This is a genomic window from Acinetobacter sp. ANC 5378, from assembly GCF_013004315.1.
Lineage (GTDB): Bacteria > Pseudomonadota > Gammaproteobacteria > Pseudomonadales > Moraxellaceae > Acinetobacter.
Map to the genome: position 1 here is coordinate 58,812 of NZ_JABERK010000005.1, position 17,491 is coordinate 76,302.

The following is a 17,491-nucleotide window of genomic DNA, read 5'->3' on the forward strand; positions in this document are numbered from 1 at the left end:
AGTCTTTGAGATGATGATGCATATGAAAAAAATAATACTTCTGATCCTTCTCAGCTTGCTGATCTTTTCATTAATCCTCTATCACACGGAACGCCTTGGTCTTGCTGCGATCATTATTTCCTTGACGGTCTGCGTACTGATCATCATGGCTGCTTCGTACCTGATGGAGCATGCATATATCAAAGACATTAATTCCAAAGATCAATACAGATAATCCACCAGGAGACATTCATGTCACATACAGATGCAAAAAAAGAACTTAGTGAAAAAGCTAATGAGCTGCTTGATACACGCATTCCAATCCTAAATCAAATTTATGACCTATGTTTAGCCATTGAAAAGTGTGGTGCATCGCCAGAACTAACAGATGCAGTTACTAAGGCTGGTGCTTTACGTGAGCCAATAAGTGAATTGGTGAATCAAGCTCTTGCGCTTGGTATAGGTGAAGGCATAGTTGGTGTGAGTATCAGTGAAAGCCCTAAGGCAGAATTAGGACAGGTTTTGCCAGAAGATCCTAAAGATCCATCAGAGTCAGAGGAAGGGTCAAAGTCTTGCTCAGGATCAGGTGGCGGTTACAATTCAACCTTCACCGATCCAAATCTTATTGCACAATTGCGGGAATGTATTCGTGATCCTCGTATAAAGTCTTCCGGCTTATATGACTTGGTCGTAGCGCGATTAGCAAAAGAACTTGGTGGATCCGTTGCTAATATCAAAGCCAATCCTAATACTCAGCAAAGCGTAAACGATTGTGATACAGCGTCTTCAGATGCTTTAAAAGAAGCGTCACAGCGGGGCTCAGATGCTATAGGTTTTGCATTAACTACAGGTTTTAGTCCTTTGGTCAGTCGAGATGAATTACCTATGTCACCTTGGGAGAGTATTTCAACACAACAAGTTCTCAAGTATGTAGGCCCTGTGTCATTTGAATATGTTTGGGCAGTTACCAACGAGCAGCTGGATTATTGGAAGTGCATGATTGCCGTGAATGCAGCACCAGAGCCTACACTAGAAATCACAGCGAATGGCATCACTGAAGAAGTGGCATTTGCAGCTGCGATCCGTGTGCTTAAAGAAATGGTTTATAAAAATGATTGGGTGCTTGGTTGAGTAAGTACAAAGAACTCGTAAAGCTGATTGATGAGGCATTGTCCATCGGTCAGCAGGCCGCAGATAAGGCGGAGGCACCAAGCACAGATGAGTCATAACAATATCGGCACTATTGGTGCACCACCATTCAAACTTTCTGCATTGACCATGGCTATAGCTGTGGCCATTGCCACCCAGCCCAAGCAGGAAGATGAGCCGCACTGGTTGGATGCAGAGGAAGGACCACTGGCACAGCGCTTCGATAATTTTCTGAATAGTTGGACTAATGATACTGAGTTCACCATTGAGCATGAATCATCTGATGCACTGAATCTGTACTGTATGACGGCCAATAGTATTCCATTCTCGTTCCGCCGTATCGATGATCGATATAGTCTGCTTTTCGACAACGAGTCCGAGTCAATTCAACAAAGCACCTTTGAGTTTTTTGTCGAGCAATTAAAATTTTTACCACTTTGAACTGTTTGTGTTTTTTTTATACACGTCGTCGTAAACCGGCGACTTACTATAAATATATCGGGTGGTTTTGAGCATCGCTCGGTGAACAAGCCAAGGTTTGTTGAATTTCCATTGACGGTTCGGAAAGACGAGCACATTGATTGAATCCGCAGCCGATGCGGTGGAGTAATGCAAGTAGCAACTGGGGTTAGCCGCAGGGAAAGCAGAACCACAAGAAATCGTTTGTACCGTGCGCTTGTCAATCAATTGACTGCTAGGAATAGACTAGCAAACCCATCTGATGAGCTTGTGAGACTCAAGCGAAACCGAAAGGTCATGGGACAGAGCGCCTTGTACAGAGGACTGCCAACCGAAGCGCTCGAAGGTTGGACGGCATAGCACGATATTGGTCGATAAGTTTTTCAGTATCTAATGAACCATAAAAGCCGCTATGGGCACAATAACAACTGATGACATCGGGAAAGACCGCGTGAGCCACACACGCTAAAAGTGGCACTTATCCTTGGCCGCAGGCGGTGTGCGTACCAATCCCTCAGGTACGGTAGGTTCGACTCCTACGCTCAGGGCCTGATATTTGTGGTGCCATTAAAACGGTGGCGTTTGCGTAGTCCTGACAGGCGAAAGCTGGGAAGGATAATCTGCTAAGTGGATATGGGAAGCGCGATCCTGGCGCATTTATAAAAGTACCATGCATTCAAATACATTCAGTGTGGACGTTTTGGGAGAAACAGAAGCATTGTTAAATAACCGTTTAGACGGGCTTTATGGTTGTTGTGCCTTGAATCGGATCACCCTTATCCGTGTCGGTAAAAGGGATTCAAATTATGCTGTGGGTTCTTACCCCTTTTTGCCCACCTTCCCCCAAGGGTGGGCTTTTTTTTGGAGAATAAGAATGAAAGCGAATGAGTTTGTTAAGAAGTATGGATGGAATGAAGCAATATTCTATGCAAAGCAAGTTGATGATAAATGGGTTGGTTTTGATATTGATGGGGTTGATATCATTCTTAATGGTTTTGAGCTAAAACGCCTGGTTGAAAGTCATGAGTTGATCATTAAAGATTTTGAATCAATTGAAATGGCTAAATATGAATACATGGTTTCAGGTTCACATTCAGATCCTTATTGGATTCAAGTAAAACAAGCCATCGCAGATGTGGAGTCATGCCAATGACAATAAAGCATTATGCACTTCTATCACTGCTTGAGACTGATGGTCAAAACGGTTGCGATGTGTGCTTCGGTGAAAAGTTATATATGGCTAAAGTGATTGCAGCATCATACAACGCAGCAGAATTACTAAATCTATGCAGCGATGATTCTCACGTTGTGGTGTCGTTAAATCTAATTCAAGCAATCAATGAAGAAGTTCTAAAAGTGAATTGAGAATTTCTACACTACATGGCACTCCACATTAAACCACTCTAAGCAGTGGTTTTTTTACGCCTATCTTTCGCCCCTGTGTAGGGTTCGACCACCACTTGCCATATCCCAAATACTCATGCCTATGTTGAGCAATCGACAGCAAGCGACTCTTAAAAGTCAGCACTTCACCTATATGCGGCTACAGCGATAAGTGGCAGGAAAGGCATGAGTAATACAGAGCATTTAACGACGAACATTGACGCGAACGCTGATCAACCGAATCTGGGCGCAAGCTTATTAGAAGCTGCGCTATTTGGCGAGACTGCAGAACAAGCTGCAGAAACAGGTAGTGTGCCAGCCACTACACCAGAAGACGTAAAAGCAGATGCAGGGACAGCTTCACCTGAGGCAACGCCTTCAGAACCAGTGGTAACACCCCCGGCCGCTGAACCAACGCCACCAGTTGAAGAAAATGCGGAAAACTCTGTGGTCTTAACCAAGGATGGAAAACACACCATTCCTTATGAACGACTGCAAGAAACCCGTGAACAAGCAAGAATTTATAAGCAGCAAGTGGAAGAACTCACTGCGCAGTTAGCAGTACAGCAGACACCTGGCAATACTCAGGTCGCACAGCAGAATGCAGCTGTAGCAGAGGCAGTCATTGAGGCAAGTGGAAACAATGCCGATGTGATGGCCATGTTTGGTGACTTCTCGGAAGAAGCTATTGCCAAGGGAGTTGAAGCACTTGTGAATCAGCGTGTATCTGCACAAGTGCAGAGCATGATGAATGAAGCCCTTGCACCGTTCAAGCAGCAGCAACAGCTGAGTGCAGAACAGCAACACTTTGCTTATATCGCAACAGAACATCCTGATTATGACTCGATTGCAGAATCGCAAGAATTTCAGGCATGGAAAGATGCACAGCCAAGCTTTGTAAAAAATGCCTATGACGATGTACTGAACAAAGGCAATGCAGAGCAGGTGGTTGAACTCTTAAGTTTGTTTAAGACCCAAAACAATGTCAGTCAAAAGGTTGATACACCAGCGCCGACACAGGCAATGGTAGAGAAAGCCAAGCAAGCTGTACAGAACGCTCCATCCAAAGTACCGCACAGCGTCACAGATCTACCTGCAGGTTCACCTGCCGGATTATCTGCTGATGAACGTTTATCGAATTTGAGTGGCCCTGAACTTCTCGCAGAAATGGAGAACTGGACCCCTGATCAAGTCGAAGCGTACATGAGCCGCCGTGCATAAATTTGTTAGTGGAGAATACCATGACTGATAAAACCCATGCCGCATACGGCGATAAAACCAATATGATGCAACAGTCCGTTGGACTGTTTGCAAAAAGCTTACGTCGTAAGAGCACGCTGAATAACCTGATTGGCCCAATGCCAAAAGGTGAAGGCAGTGCAGAAGCGACCATTAAAAAACAAACCTCCAAATACATGCCGATTGTACGTGTTCAAGACTTGGGTAAAGGCCTGGGTGATGAAGTCACATACAACCTGATCCAGCCAGTAAATGCTTATCCAATCATGGGTAGCGAATACGCTGAAGGTCGTGGTGTCGGCATGTCGATCGTTGAAGATCGTCTGCGTGTAGACCAAGCACGTTTCCCAGTGGATCTAGGTAATGTGATGACGCAGATCCGTAGTCCGGTGGACTTCCGTCGTATGGGCCGCCCAATTGCTCAGGACTTGATGGATCGCTATAGCGATATGTCTCTTTTGGTTCATCTGTGTGGGGCACGTGGTTTCGTTAAGAATGTGGAATGGCCAATTCCGACCGAGAATGATCCGAAGTTCAATAAGATCATGGTCAATAAAGTTTTAGCACCAACCAAAAACCGTCACTTCATGGTCGATGGCCAAGGTGTTAAATCATTCACTGCCAATGCAGGTGAAGCTTCTATTGCGACTACAGATCTATTTACCTTAGACGCTGTGGATTCTATGAAGCAGGTACTGGATGACATGATCCTGCCACCACCGTGTATCAAGGTTGAAGGGGATGATGGTGCAGAGGATTCACCACTTCGTGTTTGGCTTGTTTCACCTGCACAGTACAACTGGTTCTCAAAACAGCCGACCTTCCGTCAGTTCCAAGCTGATGCGGTTGCACGTGCATCGAATGCCAAGTTGCATCCATTGTTCCGTGGTGATGTGGGTATCTGGAATGGTTTCCTGATCCGCAAAATGTCACATGCGATTCGCTTCTTTGCAGGTAATGCAATCAAGTATGCGACCAGTTACACCTCAGAAGCTGAATCTTCAGCGCTAGTACCAGCAAGTTTTGGTAAAGCTCATGCGGTGGATCGCTCAATCATCTTGGGTGGCCAAGCGCTTGCAGAAGCCTTTGCTGCACACAAAACTTCGGGTGTGCCGTACTTCTGGTCTGAAAAGGGTGATCTGGATCATGGCGATAAAGCCGAGCTGTTGATCGGAACAATTCGTGGCGTGAAGAAAATCCGCTTTGATGTCGATGTGGATGGCGATGGTAGCAATATGCAGTACACCGATCATGGTGTGATTGCAGTCGATACCGTAGTGAAGATTCAGGGCTAAGGCTGAAACAGGGCTGAGTGATCGGCCCTCCGTCAAATTTTAGGAGTATTTAACTCATGGCGATAATTAAACGTAAAAGCGGATTCGTCAATCGATTCGGTGGTGCGGTGCCATACGGCAACGTGACAGCCTTGGTTTTCTCATTGGCTACCAATGCAGCTGGTGCAGTACTGGATTCTGATTCGGATACTGCAGTGAAATCTGGTGATGTAATTGAACTGGGTGTACTGCCAGTAGGTTTCCGGCTGGATGATGCACAGGTGCTGATTGGAACTGCGATGACCGAAGCTGTGACTGGATCATTGGGCTTTAAATATGCTGATGGTACGGACTCAACAGAAGCACCACAGGATGCAGCGTATTTCATTAGTGCTGGTGCACTGGCTACTGCGGCACGTTTACGTGCAACCGGTACCAAGCTAGTAACATTACCTAAATCAGCGATTTTAACATTGACCATTGGTGGCGCAGACAATGCCAAAGCATCTGATATCAAGATCGTGGTGTCAGGTGAATTAACCGGTCCACGTTAAGTAAAAGCATAAAAACATGAAGTTTATGGGATGGATGATTTTTCAGCGAGTCACCATCCCTTTTTTATATTTCACATGAGGAATCATTATGAAAATCGCTTTATTGGCATCACTTGCACATGGAATGAATATAGCTTACTGCGCATCGATAGGTGACCATTCGCACATGCCATGGGAAGAAACGCCTGAAGAACTTAAAAAAAGTTTGGCATATGGCGTAAAGCTGCATTTAGAAAATCCAGATACCACACCTGAGCAGTCACATGAATCATGGCTAGCACAGAAAGAGACGGATGGTTGGGTCTATGGTGAAATCAAAGACCTTGAAAATAAAACCCATCCTTGTATTTTGCCTTATGACCAGTTACCTGTAGAGCAGAAAACCAAAGACTATCTATTTAAAGCTGTAGTGACTTTGCTCAAAGACCTGCCAGATCCTGATGATGTATCTGCATTGAATGGTGAGCTGGTTAAATTACAACTTCAGGTGGCTGCACAGAAAGCCAAGTCACAGTCTGTCGGTGCTACACCAGTTGCAGGTGTGACCATTGTTTATCAGGGACCTAAAGAGCAGTACCAAGATAACCTCTACGGCACAAAGCTGGTATTTAACCGTGGTGTTGCACGTACGGTACCAAGCAACTATGCCAAGCAGTTTCTGAGTCATCCTGAGTTTAAAGAAGTGGAAGCAGAGCAGACAGCATCATCTGAAGTGCAAGATGATACTGCAGAGATTCTGGCCCAACAGGAAGCCCAGAAAAAAAAGGAGCAGGAGCGCCAAGACCATATCTTCAATGAGGTTGAATCGATCAAGCAGTTCGGTACCAAAAAGGCAGTCACGGATTACATCGAAGCGAAATACGGTGAAAAAGTAAATCCGAACTCATTCAAGCTGGATGAGCTGAAAGACAAAGCGGTTGAGAAAGTACGTCAATTTGGAGTGATCTAAATATGGACTTAAATGAATTGCGTCGACGTTTTCGTGTCGAAGCGAGTGATTTGGTAGAGCCATACTTCAATAGTACTGAAGATGTGGATGCATGGCTGAATGATGCAGTTCGTGAGGCCTGTATCCGTGGTCGTCTTTTGCATGAATCAGAAGATACCACGATCTGCCGTATTGAAATTATAGCAGGGCAGGCACAGTATCCGCTTGATTCACGTATCTATGAATTAACACACTTGCGCTTTGACCTTGGGGATGGTCAGTGTGAACGTGAAGTGAAGTTGGCTTCTGAGGAGATTTTGAGTCATCGCTATCATAGCAACTGGCGCACAAGAATGGGTGATCCAGAACATGCTATTCAATCTGACACAGGTTTGCGTCTGGTACCACGTCCTGAACAAGACGGCACCTTGATCGTTGAAGGCTATCGTTTACCGCTTGTAGATATGGTGGAGGATACAGATCAGCCTGAAATTAACCAGGCACATCATGCACACCTGGTGCAATGGGCATTGCATAAAGCCTTCAGTGTTCCAGATACAGAGTTCATGGATCCAAACCGTGCCCAGATCGCAGAGTACAAGTTTATTGATTACTTCGGTGATCGACCTGATAGTAATTTACGTCGTGAAGTACGTGAAGATTTTGAACACCATGTCACACCTTTCTGGCCATAAGTTCCTAAGGCCCGTGTAGGGTTGGTCGAGTCTAACCCTACTTTCACATCATAAAGCCATGTTTTTATTATTTGGATAATTATCATGGCGAATACCCTCTATGACGAAGCCCGAAAGGGTTATCTTGAAGGCCAATTCAACTGGCTAACCGACACAGTAAAAGTGCTCCTGGTTAGTACATCGGCATATACCGTCAATGCGTCCACTCACAAATTCCTTTCTGATATTTCAGGTTCTGCACGTATTGCAGGTCCAGTCACGCTAACAGGTAAAACCACGGCTGGTGGCGCAGCTGATGCTAACGATGCAACATTCACAGCGGTTTCTGGTGGTGCGATTGGTGCCATCGTGATCTATGTGGATTCAGGGCAGGAAGCTACAAGCCCATTGCTGGCCTTTCTGGATACAGCAACTGGCTTACCGATCACACCGAATGGTGGTGACATTATTATCACATGGGATAACGGGACCAATAAGATCTACAAGGTGTAAGCACCATTAAACGTGCCTACATTCTTGTAGGCTTTTGGAGAATCTAAATGTCCGAGAACAAACCTGAGCCAATTGTTATCAATATGGAATCCATTGCGCCAGAACCTATCGTTATGGGTGGTGTGAATCTAATACATGATTGGTTCACTTTGATCAATTCCGCACCATTCCAAATGTTCTGCTGCGAAACACGCGCCCAAGGCGAACAGGGCACACACAACATTGAGGACTGGATTAAACAGATAATTGAGCCAGAAGTCCTGGCCGATGAAAGCAAGCTGTTTAATGAATTTGAAGCCTGGCATACAGCAAAAGGATATTGGCCAAACGAAACGGTATATGGTGAGCTGAAATGAGTGGTCCGGTAAAGTGGTTTAGTTCACAAAACTTTAATGCTCCCCAACTTACAAACACCTGGGGTGATCTGGTTCATGCTCTAAAGACCTGTTTGATTGATGGTTTTGGTGAGCAAGATATTATTTCTGTGGTTATCAGCGATGGTGTGGGAGTTGCTACGTTTGCGAACAATCACAATCTACAAATTTTCCAATGGATTAAGCTTTCCGGATCAAGCCAAGTTGTTTTAAATGCTGAGTTTAAAGTCCTTGGTTTAACACAAAACACAGTTGAGTTTTTAGTTGAATTACCGGATCAAACTATTACTGAAACTTTAAGTTGTCGCCTCGCGCCACTCGGATGGTCAATGCCGTTTAGTGATACGGGTCGCGCTGTTTTTCAGGCAAAGGATACCAGTAAGAACCCATATTATTTACGGGTCGATGATACCTGTGATCCGCTGCATACACCTACACGCGCCAAATTTGCGAAAGTGGGTATTCTGGAATCTTGTACTGGTATCGATGACATTAGTGGTAATCAGGCACCATTTGATCCTGTACTACCAACAAAAAATTGGATCGGCACAGGCACAGCAGGCACCACTAGCGCAATTATTGGTTGGGCGAGATGGGTGTATGCAACCAGTGATACCACTGGTGGCGGCACAATCAATCTAGGTGGTACAGCTATTGAAGGGGTGCGAGGTTGGATATTGGTTGGTAATGATGAGAATTTTTTTATCTTGCCAACAACATTGCCTGAGCATCTCACTACCACATACAGTGGTTATTCAGTATGTTATGGCTTTGGGATTTTTGATGGTAAAGACTGTCCGTTTTTGTCAGCGCGTCATGACTATAGTGCTTTAAGTTCTAGTGGGTATAGTGGTGCAGACTCTACATTCTCAGGACAAGTTGGTGGCTATTTACTGCTTTTAAAAAATCGTGACGGCACTTATGTGACTGGTGCAGCGGTGAATGCAAACGAAACTCGGATGAATTATGGTATAGATTCATCCGGATTCACTGGATACGCAGACGCTTATATTAAAAATCAAGAAGATGGAGTTTATCACTGCAATTTTCATGCACGTGATGTGCAGAAGGCTTACCTTGGTGTAATTCCACTGCTCCGGTGTGTACTTAACTCAACATTAAAATCAGAACCTCCAACAGCAATATTTAGTGAAAATGGTAATGCCTATATCAAGCGAAAGCACATGGGGTCATCCATTCGACATGGCTCAATTATTATCAATCTTGGAGAAATCTAATGCGTATTGATTCTGAAGTCAAGGGAACCGCAACCGACCACAGTGTGAACGCGTCGTTGATCAAAGGTCAGATCCGACATGAAGGTGTACCCATTTCATGTGAAGTGGTTGTGCTTAATCGAAATACCAAAGCAGTATTGAGCCGCACCATGAGTGATGAAGATGGGAAGTTTATTGTGCATGGATCGCATTTCTACCCTAATATTGTAATGGCGGTTGATCCGCATAATGACCATAATATTGCAGCACAAGACAATGTAAAATAAGAGATATTGGTATGACGCAAAACACTTCATCAAAATACAATATCATCCTTAATTTTGATGAAGTGCTGAATCGCTCATCTAAGTACAATATTGTTTTAAATTTCGCACATAAAGCCAGTGGCGAAGAACAGAACATAGGTGGGATTGGTTTTGATTCATTTGCTTCTGGTCAAACGTTTATCCGTAACCGCAATGAGCGTATTCAACTAACTGGCTTGTTATCAAACCAATATGGTTTACCTAATGCTCGGAATTTTCATAAGTTTATCCAACCACCGGGTTTAAATGCTTCGGGCTATGGTCGTTTTACGATCATTACCAAAAACCGTTATGTGCGGCCTGGTGGGTATGCTGCAACCTTATATGGTAAGCCGTTAGTCGATAACCGTTTAAACTATATTCGACTATCTGGCATCAATAGTTTTGTGTCAGGTGAAGCGAAGGCCGCAAACCTACGTCGTTATGTTGCGCCACAGGGTTTGGGTCAGACAGCATTTGGCTCAATTAAGATTGAGAACAAACTACGTTACTTGCGCACTACTGGTCGGGATAGTCTGGTATTTGGTCAGTTAAAGATCCAGAGCCTACGCGCATATATCCCTATAGCTGGCTTGGGGAGCTTTGCCGCAGGTCGTGCTCGTATCAGCTTTAACCTGCAAAAAGCAACCGTGAAGCAGGAGAATGTATCAACCCTTTGGGGTGCTAAAACCCTTGTTGCTTTCGGCTTGCGTTATGTAGAAGCCAATAGCAATTTTGATATGGCCAGATATGGTAGAGCATGGATTGAATATAATCCGCGCTATATTGAGCCACGTGGTCTGTTTCAGCAATTTCCATCCAATCACCAGATCGGCATGTCACGATCTGTCGGTATGATCGGGCATGATTCAGCGCGATTTGGTAGCCGGATTATTCCTGAAAATCAGACCTTACTTCCGTCAGGATTCAGCACTATTTTCGGTGAAACCGAAATTTATAACTTTGTGCAGCATATCTATCTGAAAGGATTTCTAACTGCAGGTGAAACGCACGATCACCGATGGGGCAGACAAAAGGTATTTAATAGCACACAGTATATTGCGCCATTTCATTACGAGCAGGATAAAACCACTGGCAAGTGGCAGTATGACGACTACACCACTAAGGAACCGCTGCAGGTCCTTAACCGTAATCGAAGGGTGCCAACCTTTGGCACATTGATGCAGAAATTTGGATATGCAGATATTGTCAATGTCGCACGTACTATACATCCAGTCGGTTTGGCATCACCGATTGAAGTTGAAGCAACTAAAACGATGGTGGCCGATGGTATACGGTCATTCCGAATGCCAAGTATTGAACCTCCATATTTCAGCACGAACCATATTATCTGGTTGAGTGGTAAACGCTATAACTTACCAGGTGTTAATTTTGAACTGTTTGGGACACCGCATGTAGAGAACACACGTCGTATTTATCGCTTTATCAGCCTGGGTGAACAATCCCTGTTTGGTCAGTCTATGCTATCTCATGCAATTCGCAATGTGAGAATCCAGTCTGATTACTCTATTGCTGCACCGGTAATACCAATGCCGGAAGTAAAGCTTGGAGTTCGTTATATTGAAGCACGTGGAATTGATAGTGTGCGATATGGGTCTGCATTCATTGAGGAACGCTTTACCAAGATATTTCCAAAATGGATTGCACAGAATCGTGTTGGTGAGCCGCAGATCCGCAATAAAACGCCACAGCTACGAGCACGTGGTATTGCTATGGACGAATACGGACAGTCATATATCGGTCTGTACACCCGGCCCTTATATGTTAATGGATTGAATGCTCAGATTTTTGGCCGTACTACGATTGCAGATCGAAAACAAATAGTAGATTTTAGAAATTATGGTGTGGCCATCCCTCAATTTACCAAGACACATAAAATTGAGGAAATCGGTGCAGGGAATTATCTGCCAAAACGGATTTCCCCACCTGGTATGCGGACTGATAACTTTCCAAGAGAAGGTAATGAAAAACGGCATACAGTACTACAAAATGTACTTCAACCTGATAGCGAAAAGCCAATGACGCTATATGGCACTGCAGTCGTGACAGCCAATACCATTCGTGTTGAGCCTGGATACTATGACCGTTTATATGGCACCCCAAGGGTAGAGCATAAGAATCGACGTGTTTATGTGGAGGAATGGATAGAAAACTTGGTACCACCAAAGCCGCGCACCTCACCTTTAACTATTTGGGTCACAGATAAACCACCTGAACAGGCTAGGGCAAACCATCCACCGCAACAATTGCCGTTACATCATATTAATGGTTATGGTGTTGCAGGCCGGGACAAACCTGGTATTGCTTTGGGTGTACCAAGGATCAGTCATTATCATCAACGTGTATCTGCTGCGTTGGGTAGTCAGTTAAGGATAGGGGATCATCGCGTATGGCTGCAAAGCAGCTTTATCCGGCCTAAAGGATTTAACAATATGCGTATGGGGCAATTGGGGCCGATTGGTACGCAGCATGTTTCCTTTATCCGTCCTCCATTATTCTCCCTGTTTGGATCGGCAAAGATTAAACATATCGAACCGCGTATCATGCCGCAACCAAAAGGGTTTAATTTATCTGAATTGGGCAAGCCTGCTATTGATCACTTCCATCGTGAAATCAAAATGACTGGCTTGCTGTCACAGTCTATGGGTACACGATTAAATGGCGATACACCGTATATGTGGAAAGGGTTACGTGTTGGTGCGCATGTGCCTTTTGTTCTAGGTGGCGGTGTGATGAGCCGTTACGGTACCGCATGGATCAGTGACCGTGTGCGCGAGATACGGACTGAGGGTTTTGACAGTGCTCAGGTCGCTATCTATGATCGGGATAATTTCCAGGGCCGTCTACAAGTCTGGATGCGTAAATACGAACCGGCCATTCCTAAACAGACAGTTCAGGTCGGTGGATTGAGTTCGCTTGCGATTGGCATACCAGATATTAAACCTGCCGTACATTACATCAGGCCGGATGGCAACAGCGATAACTACCGTAAAGGCGGCCTATTTTAAACAGTTGTGAGCGAAGTACATGCACGAACCTAAACCATATGGACTGTTCAGTTATGGTGAGCCTTTAACAGATCAAGATCAGGCTTTTATTGATAACTGTGCCAAGAAGCTCACCAACTTCAAGGCTATTTCTGAACTGGAAAGCCTGAAATACACCCGTGTTTTGCCAGATGGCGGCAGCGTAATCCTGACGGATAGTGGTGGTGTATTCAGGGCTATTGCCTTTAAACCGGGTACAAGGACCACAGCTACACAAGAGGACGGTTTTACGCACCTGGAAATCCCTTTTTTGTTTTCCGGCATCGTAATGAATGCTATTTCTCAAGATGGTTCCGGGATCGGTGTTCGATTCAGTAATGAAACACGGCGCAGAATGACCAACTATGAAGGTATGGGGCCGGATTATCTAGATATGCAGCGATTCCGCTGTACCTATGCACCCGATTTTCAAATGTTCATTCCTGAAATACTGCGTAATCGACCCGGACGAACAGAACACAGTCAGTATCAACAGCAACATGCGACCTGGTATAGCGGCAGTATGGCTCAGGTCGTACAAATTGTTGGGGCTTATGGTCGTCAGGATTTCGAGAAGCTACCACAAGAGGATATATACGAGCAGCTGCGTTATACCTTGCCTTTTGAAGTGAGCGAAAAGATCCGGCCAGAAATCGAAAACTGCTGCTTGCCTGGATACACTGGCCGAGCACCGACCAATGGCCAGTATCAATACAACTTTCAATTCAATGATACAGACCTGGTAGCATTTGATGAGAAGCGTGAGCCGTGGTTAATCAAGATTAATAATGTCGGGATATGGGCAATGCCTTTACCATTGGTGCCGGCAACGACTACCACAGCCTTCCGCGAGTATATTGAAACTATTGGGGATAGTGAAATTGAGAAAATCCTGAATCGTTTTGGCGGTATGCCAAGCGGTGAGGGCTTTCCATTGGGTGCAGAGTTTTATCGGTGGGTACGTGCCGGCGCAATTATCCGTTTAGGTGATACAGGTAAATTCTTTCAATATTCAGCTTATTCTTCCGCATGTGGGTGGAGTAGTAATCTGGATTGTACCGAAGCGATAAATACCTGTTTTGACTATTCGGATGACGGTTTTTGCTATGGCTATACTTTTATGATTCGCTTCCAAATGCTTTCGGCTGAGAATCGGGGATGGGCTAAAAGTAAGCAGGTATCACAAGACTGGTCCACGTATGAACGCGACTTATTAAGTGAATATCTATCCAGGCTATTTAACGCATTAAAAGAAAGCACTGAACCTGGTCAACTTGCATCGATTCGTTACAAAATCAGACGTGTCGATGAATCTGAAATTATGGACCGGGCGCGTAGTCGAAATGGTGCGGCTGATATTGAGTATTGGGATAACTTGCGCCTTGATCCAATCGCTCAGAGTAAAGCAGGTCTAGTCATCACCAATGAGGGTTACTTGCACGAAGGACAACGGATAAAACTACCTGAACCATTTGAAGGTGGCTGTGTTTCCATGAACTTTAAGCCTTTAGGTGATAAAGATACTTACCCATATATCGATACCATTATTTTTGCCTATTACATTGGTGACACCTTAAAGGTGATTAAGAACTATCGGGATGACCGCAAGTTTACAGAGAAAACGATTTCCAATTTTGAAGAAAGCATGATTGTCGGGAATTGGGAAGAAAAACGCCTGACAGGTGGTGTTTATAATGGCGGTGATTATTACTCAACTGATTTCGACAATCGCAAGGAAATACCGGGGTCAGTCTATACCACGACTATTGAAGGCAAGGATCAGGGATGGGGGAAACCTTTTGCTAACTTTGGTTTTTACGGATCTACCGAAGGTATATTGACACGTAGACGCTATTACACCCATAAGCGCACAGAGCAAAGCACCGGCAATATTGGGATGCGTCAGGGCTTTATCATTCCCTATCTTAATCGCAATATAAGTTTTTACGGCCATCAGGAATGGCATGATCAAGGATCTTATCGGGAAACACTGCGCCAGTATGGAATAACCGATCCCAACTCCTATGGCTTCTGGACCTATGATTTTTCCTGGCATTGGGTCACGATTGAACAGACCATGCCGCGTAATGGTAGACCGTGGCCGGTAGATAGTTTTCCGGTATGGGCCGAAATCTATTATTACAAAACAGAGGAAAATTCAGACTTTGCCGATTATGGTGACTGGATCGGTGGATTACCTGCAGACGTATCCAATATCGTACACCCTCCTACCGGAATCACCCTTATCTCTTATGGTGGCGAACCTCCACCAGTAGAGGAATACACCATCAACAAGGACGGTGGCCGAGAAAACTTTTATAACATGGGATGTTCGGTGATGGATCGTGCGGTGAAACTACATGATCAACAGCATACGCCTGCATTTTATTCACTCTCACCGAATCCAGAGAATGGTACCGTTGTATATGAAGATGCCTGTAAGGTTGTCTTTGGGGATGCTGAATATGCCAATATCTCTTTAAAGAATCTGGCCGGCCAAAACTATCGCTTTGGTTACACCAGATTAAATGAAACTCATATATCCAAGGCTTTTATTGGTGTGATTAACGAATAGGGGGCCGTATGGCTACAAAAAAAATACCGGCCTTTCTTGGGGTGAATAACGTCAAGGAAGATGCCGCACTGGAAATGAAAGGGGATTCACCTGGGCTGTTTGTCCGGGATGCGGTGAATATCAATTTCACGGATACTGGCCGGGCTGAACTGTCCCAGGCAATGCAGCTGCAGAGTGACCAGGCGTTACGCTGCTTATGGCAATCGCCATTACACCAGGACTGTTTCGCGGCCCTGGGGGATCAATGGGTCAAGGTCAATCCTGATACCTGGCAAACTGAGCCATTACTTGAATGCGGCCCAGGTCCGGTACAGCATATCGTGCTGAATAACCTGGTGTGCATGGCTTGCGATCAAGGACTATTTACCTATGACGGCAACACGGCCAAAAAACTGACCATCGATACACCGGCCCAACCACAAGCAAGTTCAAAAACTGGCTACAGCCTGGATCAAGGGGATTATAGTTTTGCAATTTCCTGGGTGGCCAATGGGCTTGAATCAGCCTTGTCTGAAATCGAGAGTGTTCAGCTCTTGGATAAAAGCGGTGTGCAACTGCAATTGCCGATGTGTTTAGACAGCAATGTGACGCATGTGCGGATCTATATGACTGATCCTGGTGGTGGTGAATTGCGCCAGGCATTTGAACTGCCGATTGGTACCATGAGTATCGATATACCGGCCCTGCCGGAATTGGGCCGGGCTGCGACTTTCCAGTACCTATCTCCAATGAAAAGCGGTGATTTCCTGCGCTTATGGCGTGGTCGTTTGTGGGTGGTACGTTCCAATGTGCTGTATTTTTCCGAAGCCATGACTTACCACTTAACAGACGATAGATATAACTTTATCCAGTTTCCGCAACGAATCCGTTTTATTGAGCCGGTGGATGGTGGTATTTGGGTAGGACAAGCGGATCATGTGGTGTTTGTCCGTGGTCAGGACGTGCGCAACATGGCCATTGAACAAAAGGCATCACGCGCACCTGTCTATGCAAGCAGTCATTTGCTGCATAGTGATATGGTTAAGTCACTTTCTCAGGGCGGCACATGGTGTGCCGTATGGCTGGCTGAGAATGGTTTTGTAGTGGGGACGGCAGAAGGTCAATTGGTAGAATTACAATCGGAAGCCATCCAGGGAATTACAGCACAATCCTGTCAGCTTGTAGGGTTTGGAGATCGATTGGTTGCAGTTGTAAATTAGGTTTTATTTACAATATAGGCCATAACCATGGATGCAAAACTACAGCGCGTCTTGATGAAAGACGCACTCAATGAGAATTTTGACGAAACTGACGAAGGTATCTTCTTTCCGAAACATGGCTTCATGCTTTCGGGTGAATATATGGATCGCGTCAATGGTGGTGAAGCGACCTTCACTAAAAATTTGATTCCAAAGGAAGCCCTGATCCATGTGTTAAACGTGGCGATTGGTTCTAAAGCAAAACCTGCAGGTTCGTATTTGGCATTGTTTAATGGTGCAACCGCACCGGCAGACAATTGGACTGCTGCGAACTTTGCTGCAACAGCCGGTGAGATTGTTTCACTGACTGAGGGATATACCAATGCGACACGTCCACAATTTATCCCATCTGATACAACCGACCAGAAATACATTGATAATTTTGCAAGCGTGGCAAGCGTGACTATTGCAACGACTTCACAAGTGAATGTGACTGGTGTTGCCCTACTGACCAATAACCAACGTGGCGGTACGACTGGTGTGTTGCTGTCTGCGACCAAATACCCTGCTGCACGTGTATTCCAAAACGGTGATGTGTTTGAAATTGGCTATCGCGTTACTGCAACATCATAAAATCTAAAGC

Annotated in this window: 17 protein-coding genes; all 17 read left to right on the plus strand. The window is 45.0% G+C overall.

The features are described from left to right. The first annotated feature begins 231 nt into the window (after window positions 1-231). The 17 genes from HLH16_RS01080 (at window position 232) to HLH16_RS01160 (ending at window position 17,481) form a co-directional block, all read left to right on the plus strand. A complete protein-coding gene (locus HLH16_RS01080; protein WP_171527891.1) occupies window positions 232-1,110 on the plus strand; it encodes a hypothetical protein in 879 nt (292 codons plus the stop codon). Between the two features lie 87 nt (window positions 1,111-1,197). Further along, window positions 1,198-1,569, plus strand: coding sequence for a hypothetical protein (locus HLH16_RS01085; protein WP_171527892.1), 372 nt, complete (start codon window positions 1,198-1,200; stop codon window positions 1,567-1,569). Window positions 1,570-2,287: 718 nt separating this feature from the next. Next, window positions 2,288-2,740, plus strand: a complete 453-nt coding sequence (locus tag HLH16_RS01090) for a hypothetical protein (RefSeq protein WP_171527893.1) — start codon at window positions 2,288-2,290, stop codon at window positions 2,738-2,740. After that, a complete protein-coding gene (locus tag HLH16_RS01095) occupies window positions 2,737-2,952 on the plus strand; it encodes a hypothetical protein (protein ID WP_171527894.1) in 216 nt (71 codons plus the stop codon). Before HLH16_RS01090 ends, HLH16_RS01095 begins: the two co-directional genes overlap by 4 nt. Before the next feature lie 204 nt (window positions 2,953-3,156). Further along, window positions 3,157-4,191 carry a hypothetical protein gene (locus tag HLH16_RS01100; RefSeq protein WP_171527895.1) on the plus strand — a complete coding sequence of 345 codons (1,035 nt, stop codon included), beginning with the start codon at window positions 3,157-3,159 and terminating at the stop codon, window positions 4,189-4,191. Between the two features lie 20 nt (window positions 4,192-4,211). Beyond that, window positions 4,212-5,504, plus strand: coding sequence for a phage capsid family protein (locus tag HLH16_RS01105; RefSeq protein WP_171527896.1), 1,293 nt, complete (start codon window positions 4,212-4,214; stop codon window positions 5,502-5,504). 56 nt (window positions 5,505-5,560) lie between these two features. Then, window positions 5,561-6,037 carry a hypothetical protein gene (locus HLH16_RS01110; RefSeq protein WP_171527897.1) on the plus strand — a complete coding sequence of 159 codons (477 nt, stop codon included), beginning with the start codon at window positions 5,561-5,563 and terminating at the stop codon, window positions 6,035-6,037. Between the two features lie 88 nt (window positions 6,038-6,125). Beyond that, window positions 6,126-6,986 (plus strand): RyR domain-containing protein, encoded by an 861-nt coding sequence (locus tag HLH16_RS01115; protein ID WP_171527898.1) that lies wholly within the window; start codon window positions 6,126-6,128, stop codon window positions 6,984-6,986. Between the two features lie 2 nt (window positions 6,987-6,988). Beyond that, window positions 6,989-7,660: a phage adaptor protein gene (locus HLH16_RS01120; protein WP_171527899.1), complete on the plus strand. Its 672-nt coding sequence runs from the start codon at window positions 6,989-6,991 to the stop codon at window positions 7,658-7,660. A gap of 84 nt (window positions 7,661-7,744) precedes the next feature. Continuing rightward, window positions 7,745-8,152 carry a hypothetical protein gene (locus HLH16_RS01125; protein WP_171527900.1) on the plus strand — a complete coding sequence of 136 codons (408 nt, stop codon included), beginning with the start codon at window positions 7,745-7,747 and terminating at the stop codon, window positions 8,150-8,152. Window positions 8,153-8,199: 47 nt separating this feature from the next. Further along, window positions 8,200-8,508 carry a hypothetical protein gene (locus HLH16_RS01130; RefSeq protein ID WP_171527901.1) on the plus strand — a complete coding sequence of 103 codons (309 nt, stop codon included), beginning with the start codon at window positions 8,200-8,202 and terminating at the stop codon, window positions 8,506-8,508. Then, window positions 8,505-9,764, plus strand: coding sequence for a hypothetical protein (locus HLH16_RS01135; RefSeq protein WP_171527902.1), 1,260 nt, complete (start codon window positions 8,505-8,507; stop codon window positions 9,762-9,764). Before HLH16_RS01130 ends, HLH16_RS01135 begins: the two co-directional genes overlap by 4 nt. After that, on the plus strand, window positions 9,764-10,030 hold the full coding sequence (locus HLH16_RS01140) for a hypothetical protein (RefSeq protein ID WP_171527903.1): 267 nt from the start codon (window positions 9,764-9,766) through the stop codon (window positions 10,028-10,030). The genes HLH16_RS01135 and HLH16_RS01140 overlap by 1 nt, the downstream gene beginning before the upstream one ends. A gap of 11 nt (window positions 10,031-10,041) precedes the next feature. Beyond that, entirely contained in the window at window positions 10,042-13,077 is a 3,036-nt protein-coding gene (locus tag HLH16_RS01145) for a hypothetical protein (RefSeq protein ID WP_171527904.1), read from the plus strand. A gap of 19 nt (window positions 13,078-13,096) precedes the next feature. Continuing rightward, window positions 13,097-15,670 (plus strand): hypothetical protein, encoded by a 2,574-nt coding sequence (locus HLH16_RS01150; RefSeq protein WP_171527905.1) that lies wholly within the window; start codon window positions 13,097-13,099, stop codon window positions 15,668-15,670. Between the two features lie 335 nt (window positions 15,671-16,005). After that, window positions 16,006-16,869 carry a hypothetical protein gene (locus HLH16_RS01155; RefSeq protein WP_250850206.1) on the plus strand — a complete coding sequence of 288 codons (864 nt, stop codon included), beginning with the start codon at window positions 16,006-16,008 and terminating at the stop codon, window positions 16,867-16,869. A 27-nt stretch (window positions 16,870-16,896) separates the two neighbouring features. Then, window positions 16,897-17,481 (plus strand): hypothetical protein, encoded by a 585-nt coding sequence (locus tag HLH16_RS01160; RefSeq protein WP_171527907.1) that lies wholly within the window; start codon window positions 16,897-16,899, stop codon window positions 17,479-17,481. Window positions 17,482-17,491: the final 10 nt, after the last annotated feature.

What these genes read in the sequence shown, in the direction of transcription:
- HLH16_RS01160 (WP_171527907.1), top strand. Translation starts at nt 16,897, where the DNA reads ATGGATGCAAAACTACAGCGCGTCTTGATGAAAGACGCACTCAATGAG.
- HLH16_RS01115 (WP_171527898.1), top strand. Translation starts at nt 6,126, where the DNA reads ATGAAAATCGCTTTATTGGCATCACTTGCACATGGAATGAATATAGCT.
- HLH16_RS01145 (WP_171527904.1), top strand. Translation starts at nt 10,042, where the DNA reads ATGACGCAAAACACTTCATCAAAATACAATATCATCCTTAATTTTGAT.
- HLH16_RS01150 (WP_171527905.1), top strand. Translation starts at nt 13,097, where the DNA reads ATGCACGAACCTAAACCATATGGACTGTTCAGTTATGGTGAGCCTTTA.
- HLH16_RS01140 (WP_171527903.1), top strand. Translation starts at nt 9,764, where the DNA reads ATGCGTATTGATTCTGAAGTCAAGGGAACCGCAACCGACCACAGTGTG.
- HLH16_RS01105 (WP_171527896.1), top strand. Translation starts at nt 4,212, where the DNA reads ATGACTGATAAAACCCATGCCGCATACGGCGATAAAACCAATATGATG.
- HLH16_RS01130 (WP_171527901.1), top strand. Translation starts at nt 8,200, where the DNA reads ATGTCCGAGAACAAACCTGAGCCAATTGTTATCAATATGGAATCCATT.
- HLH16_RS01110 (WP_171527897.1), top strand. Translation starts at nt 5,561, where the DNA reads ATGGCGATAATTAAACGTAAAAGCGGATTCGTCAATCGATTCGGTGGT.
- HLH16_RS01095 (WP_171527894.1), top strand. Translation starts at nt 2,737, where the DNA reads ATGACAATAAAGCATTATGCACTTCTATCACTGCTTGAGACTGATGGT.
- HLH16_RS01135 (WP_171527902.1), top strand. Translation starts at nt 8,505, where the DNA reads ATGAGTGGTCCGGTAAAGTGGTTTAGTTCACAAAACTTTAATGCTCCC.
- HLH16_RS01080 (WP_171527891.1), top strand. Translation starts at nt 232, where the DNA reads ATGTCACATACAGATGCAAAAAAAGAACTTAGTGAAAAAGCTAATGAG.
- HLH16_RS01125 (WP_171527900.1), top strand. Translation starts at nt 7,745, where the DNA reads ATGGCGAATACCCTCTATGACGAAGCCCGAAAGGGTTATCTTGAAGGC.
- HLH16_RS01120 (WP_171527899.1), top strand. Translation starts at nt 6,989, where the DNA reads ATGGACTTAAATGAATTGCGTCGACGTTTTCGTGTCGAAGCGAGTGAT.
- HLH16_RS01100 (WP_171527895.1), top strand. Translation starts at nt 3,157, where the DNA reads ATGAGTAATACAGAGCATTTAACGACGAACATTGACGCGAACGCTGAT.
- HLH16_RS01085 (WP_171527892.1), top strand. Translation starts at nt 1,198, where the DNA reads ATGAGTCATAACAATATCGGCACTATTGGTGCACCACCATTCAAACTT.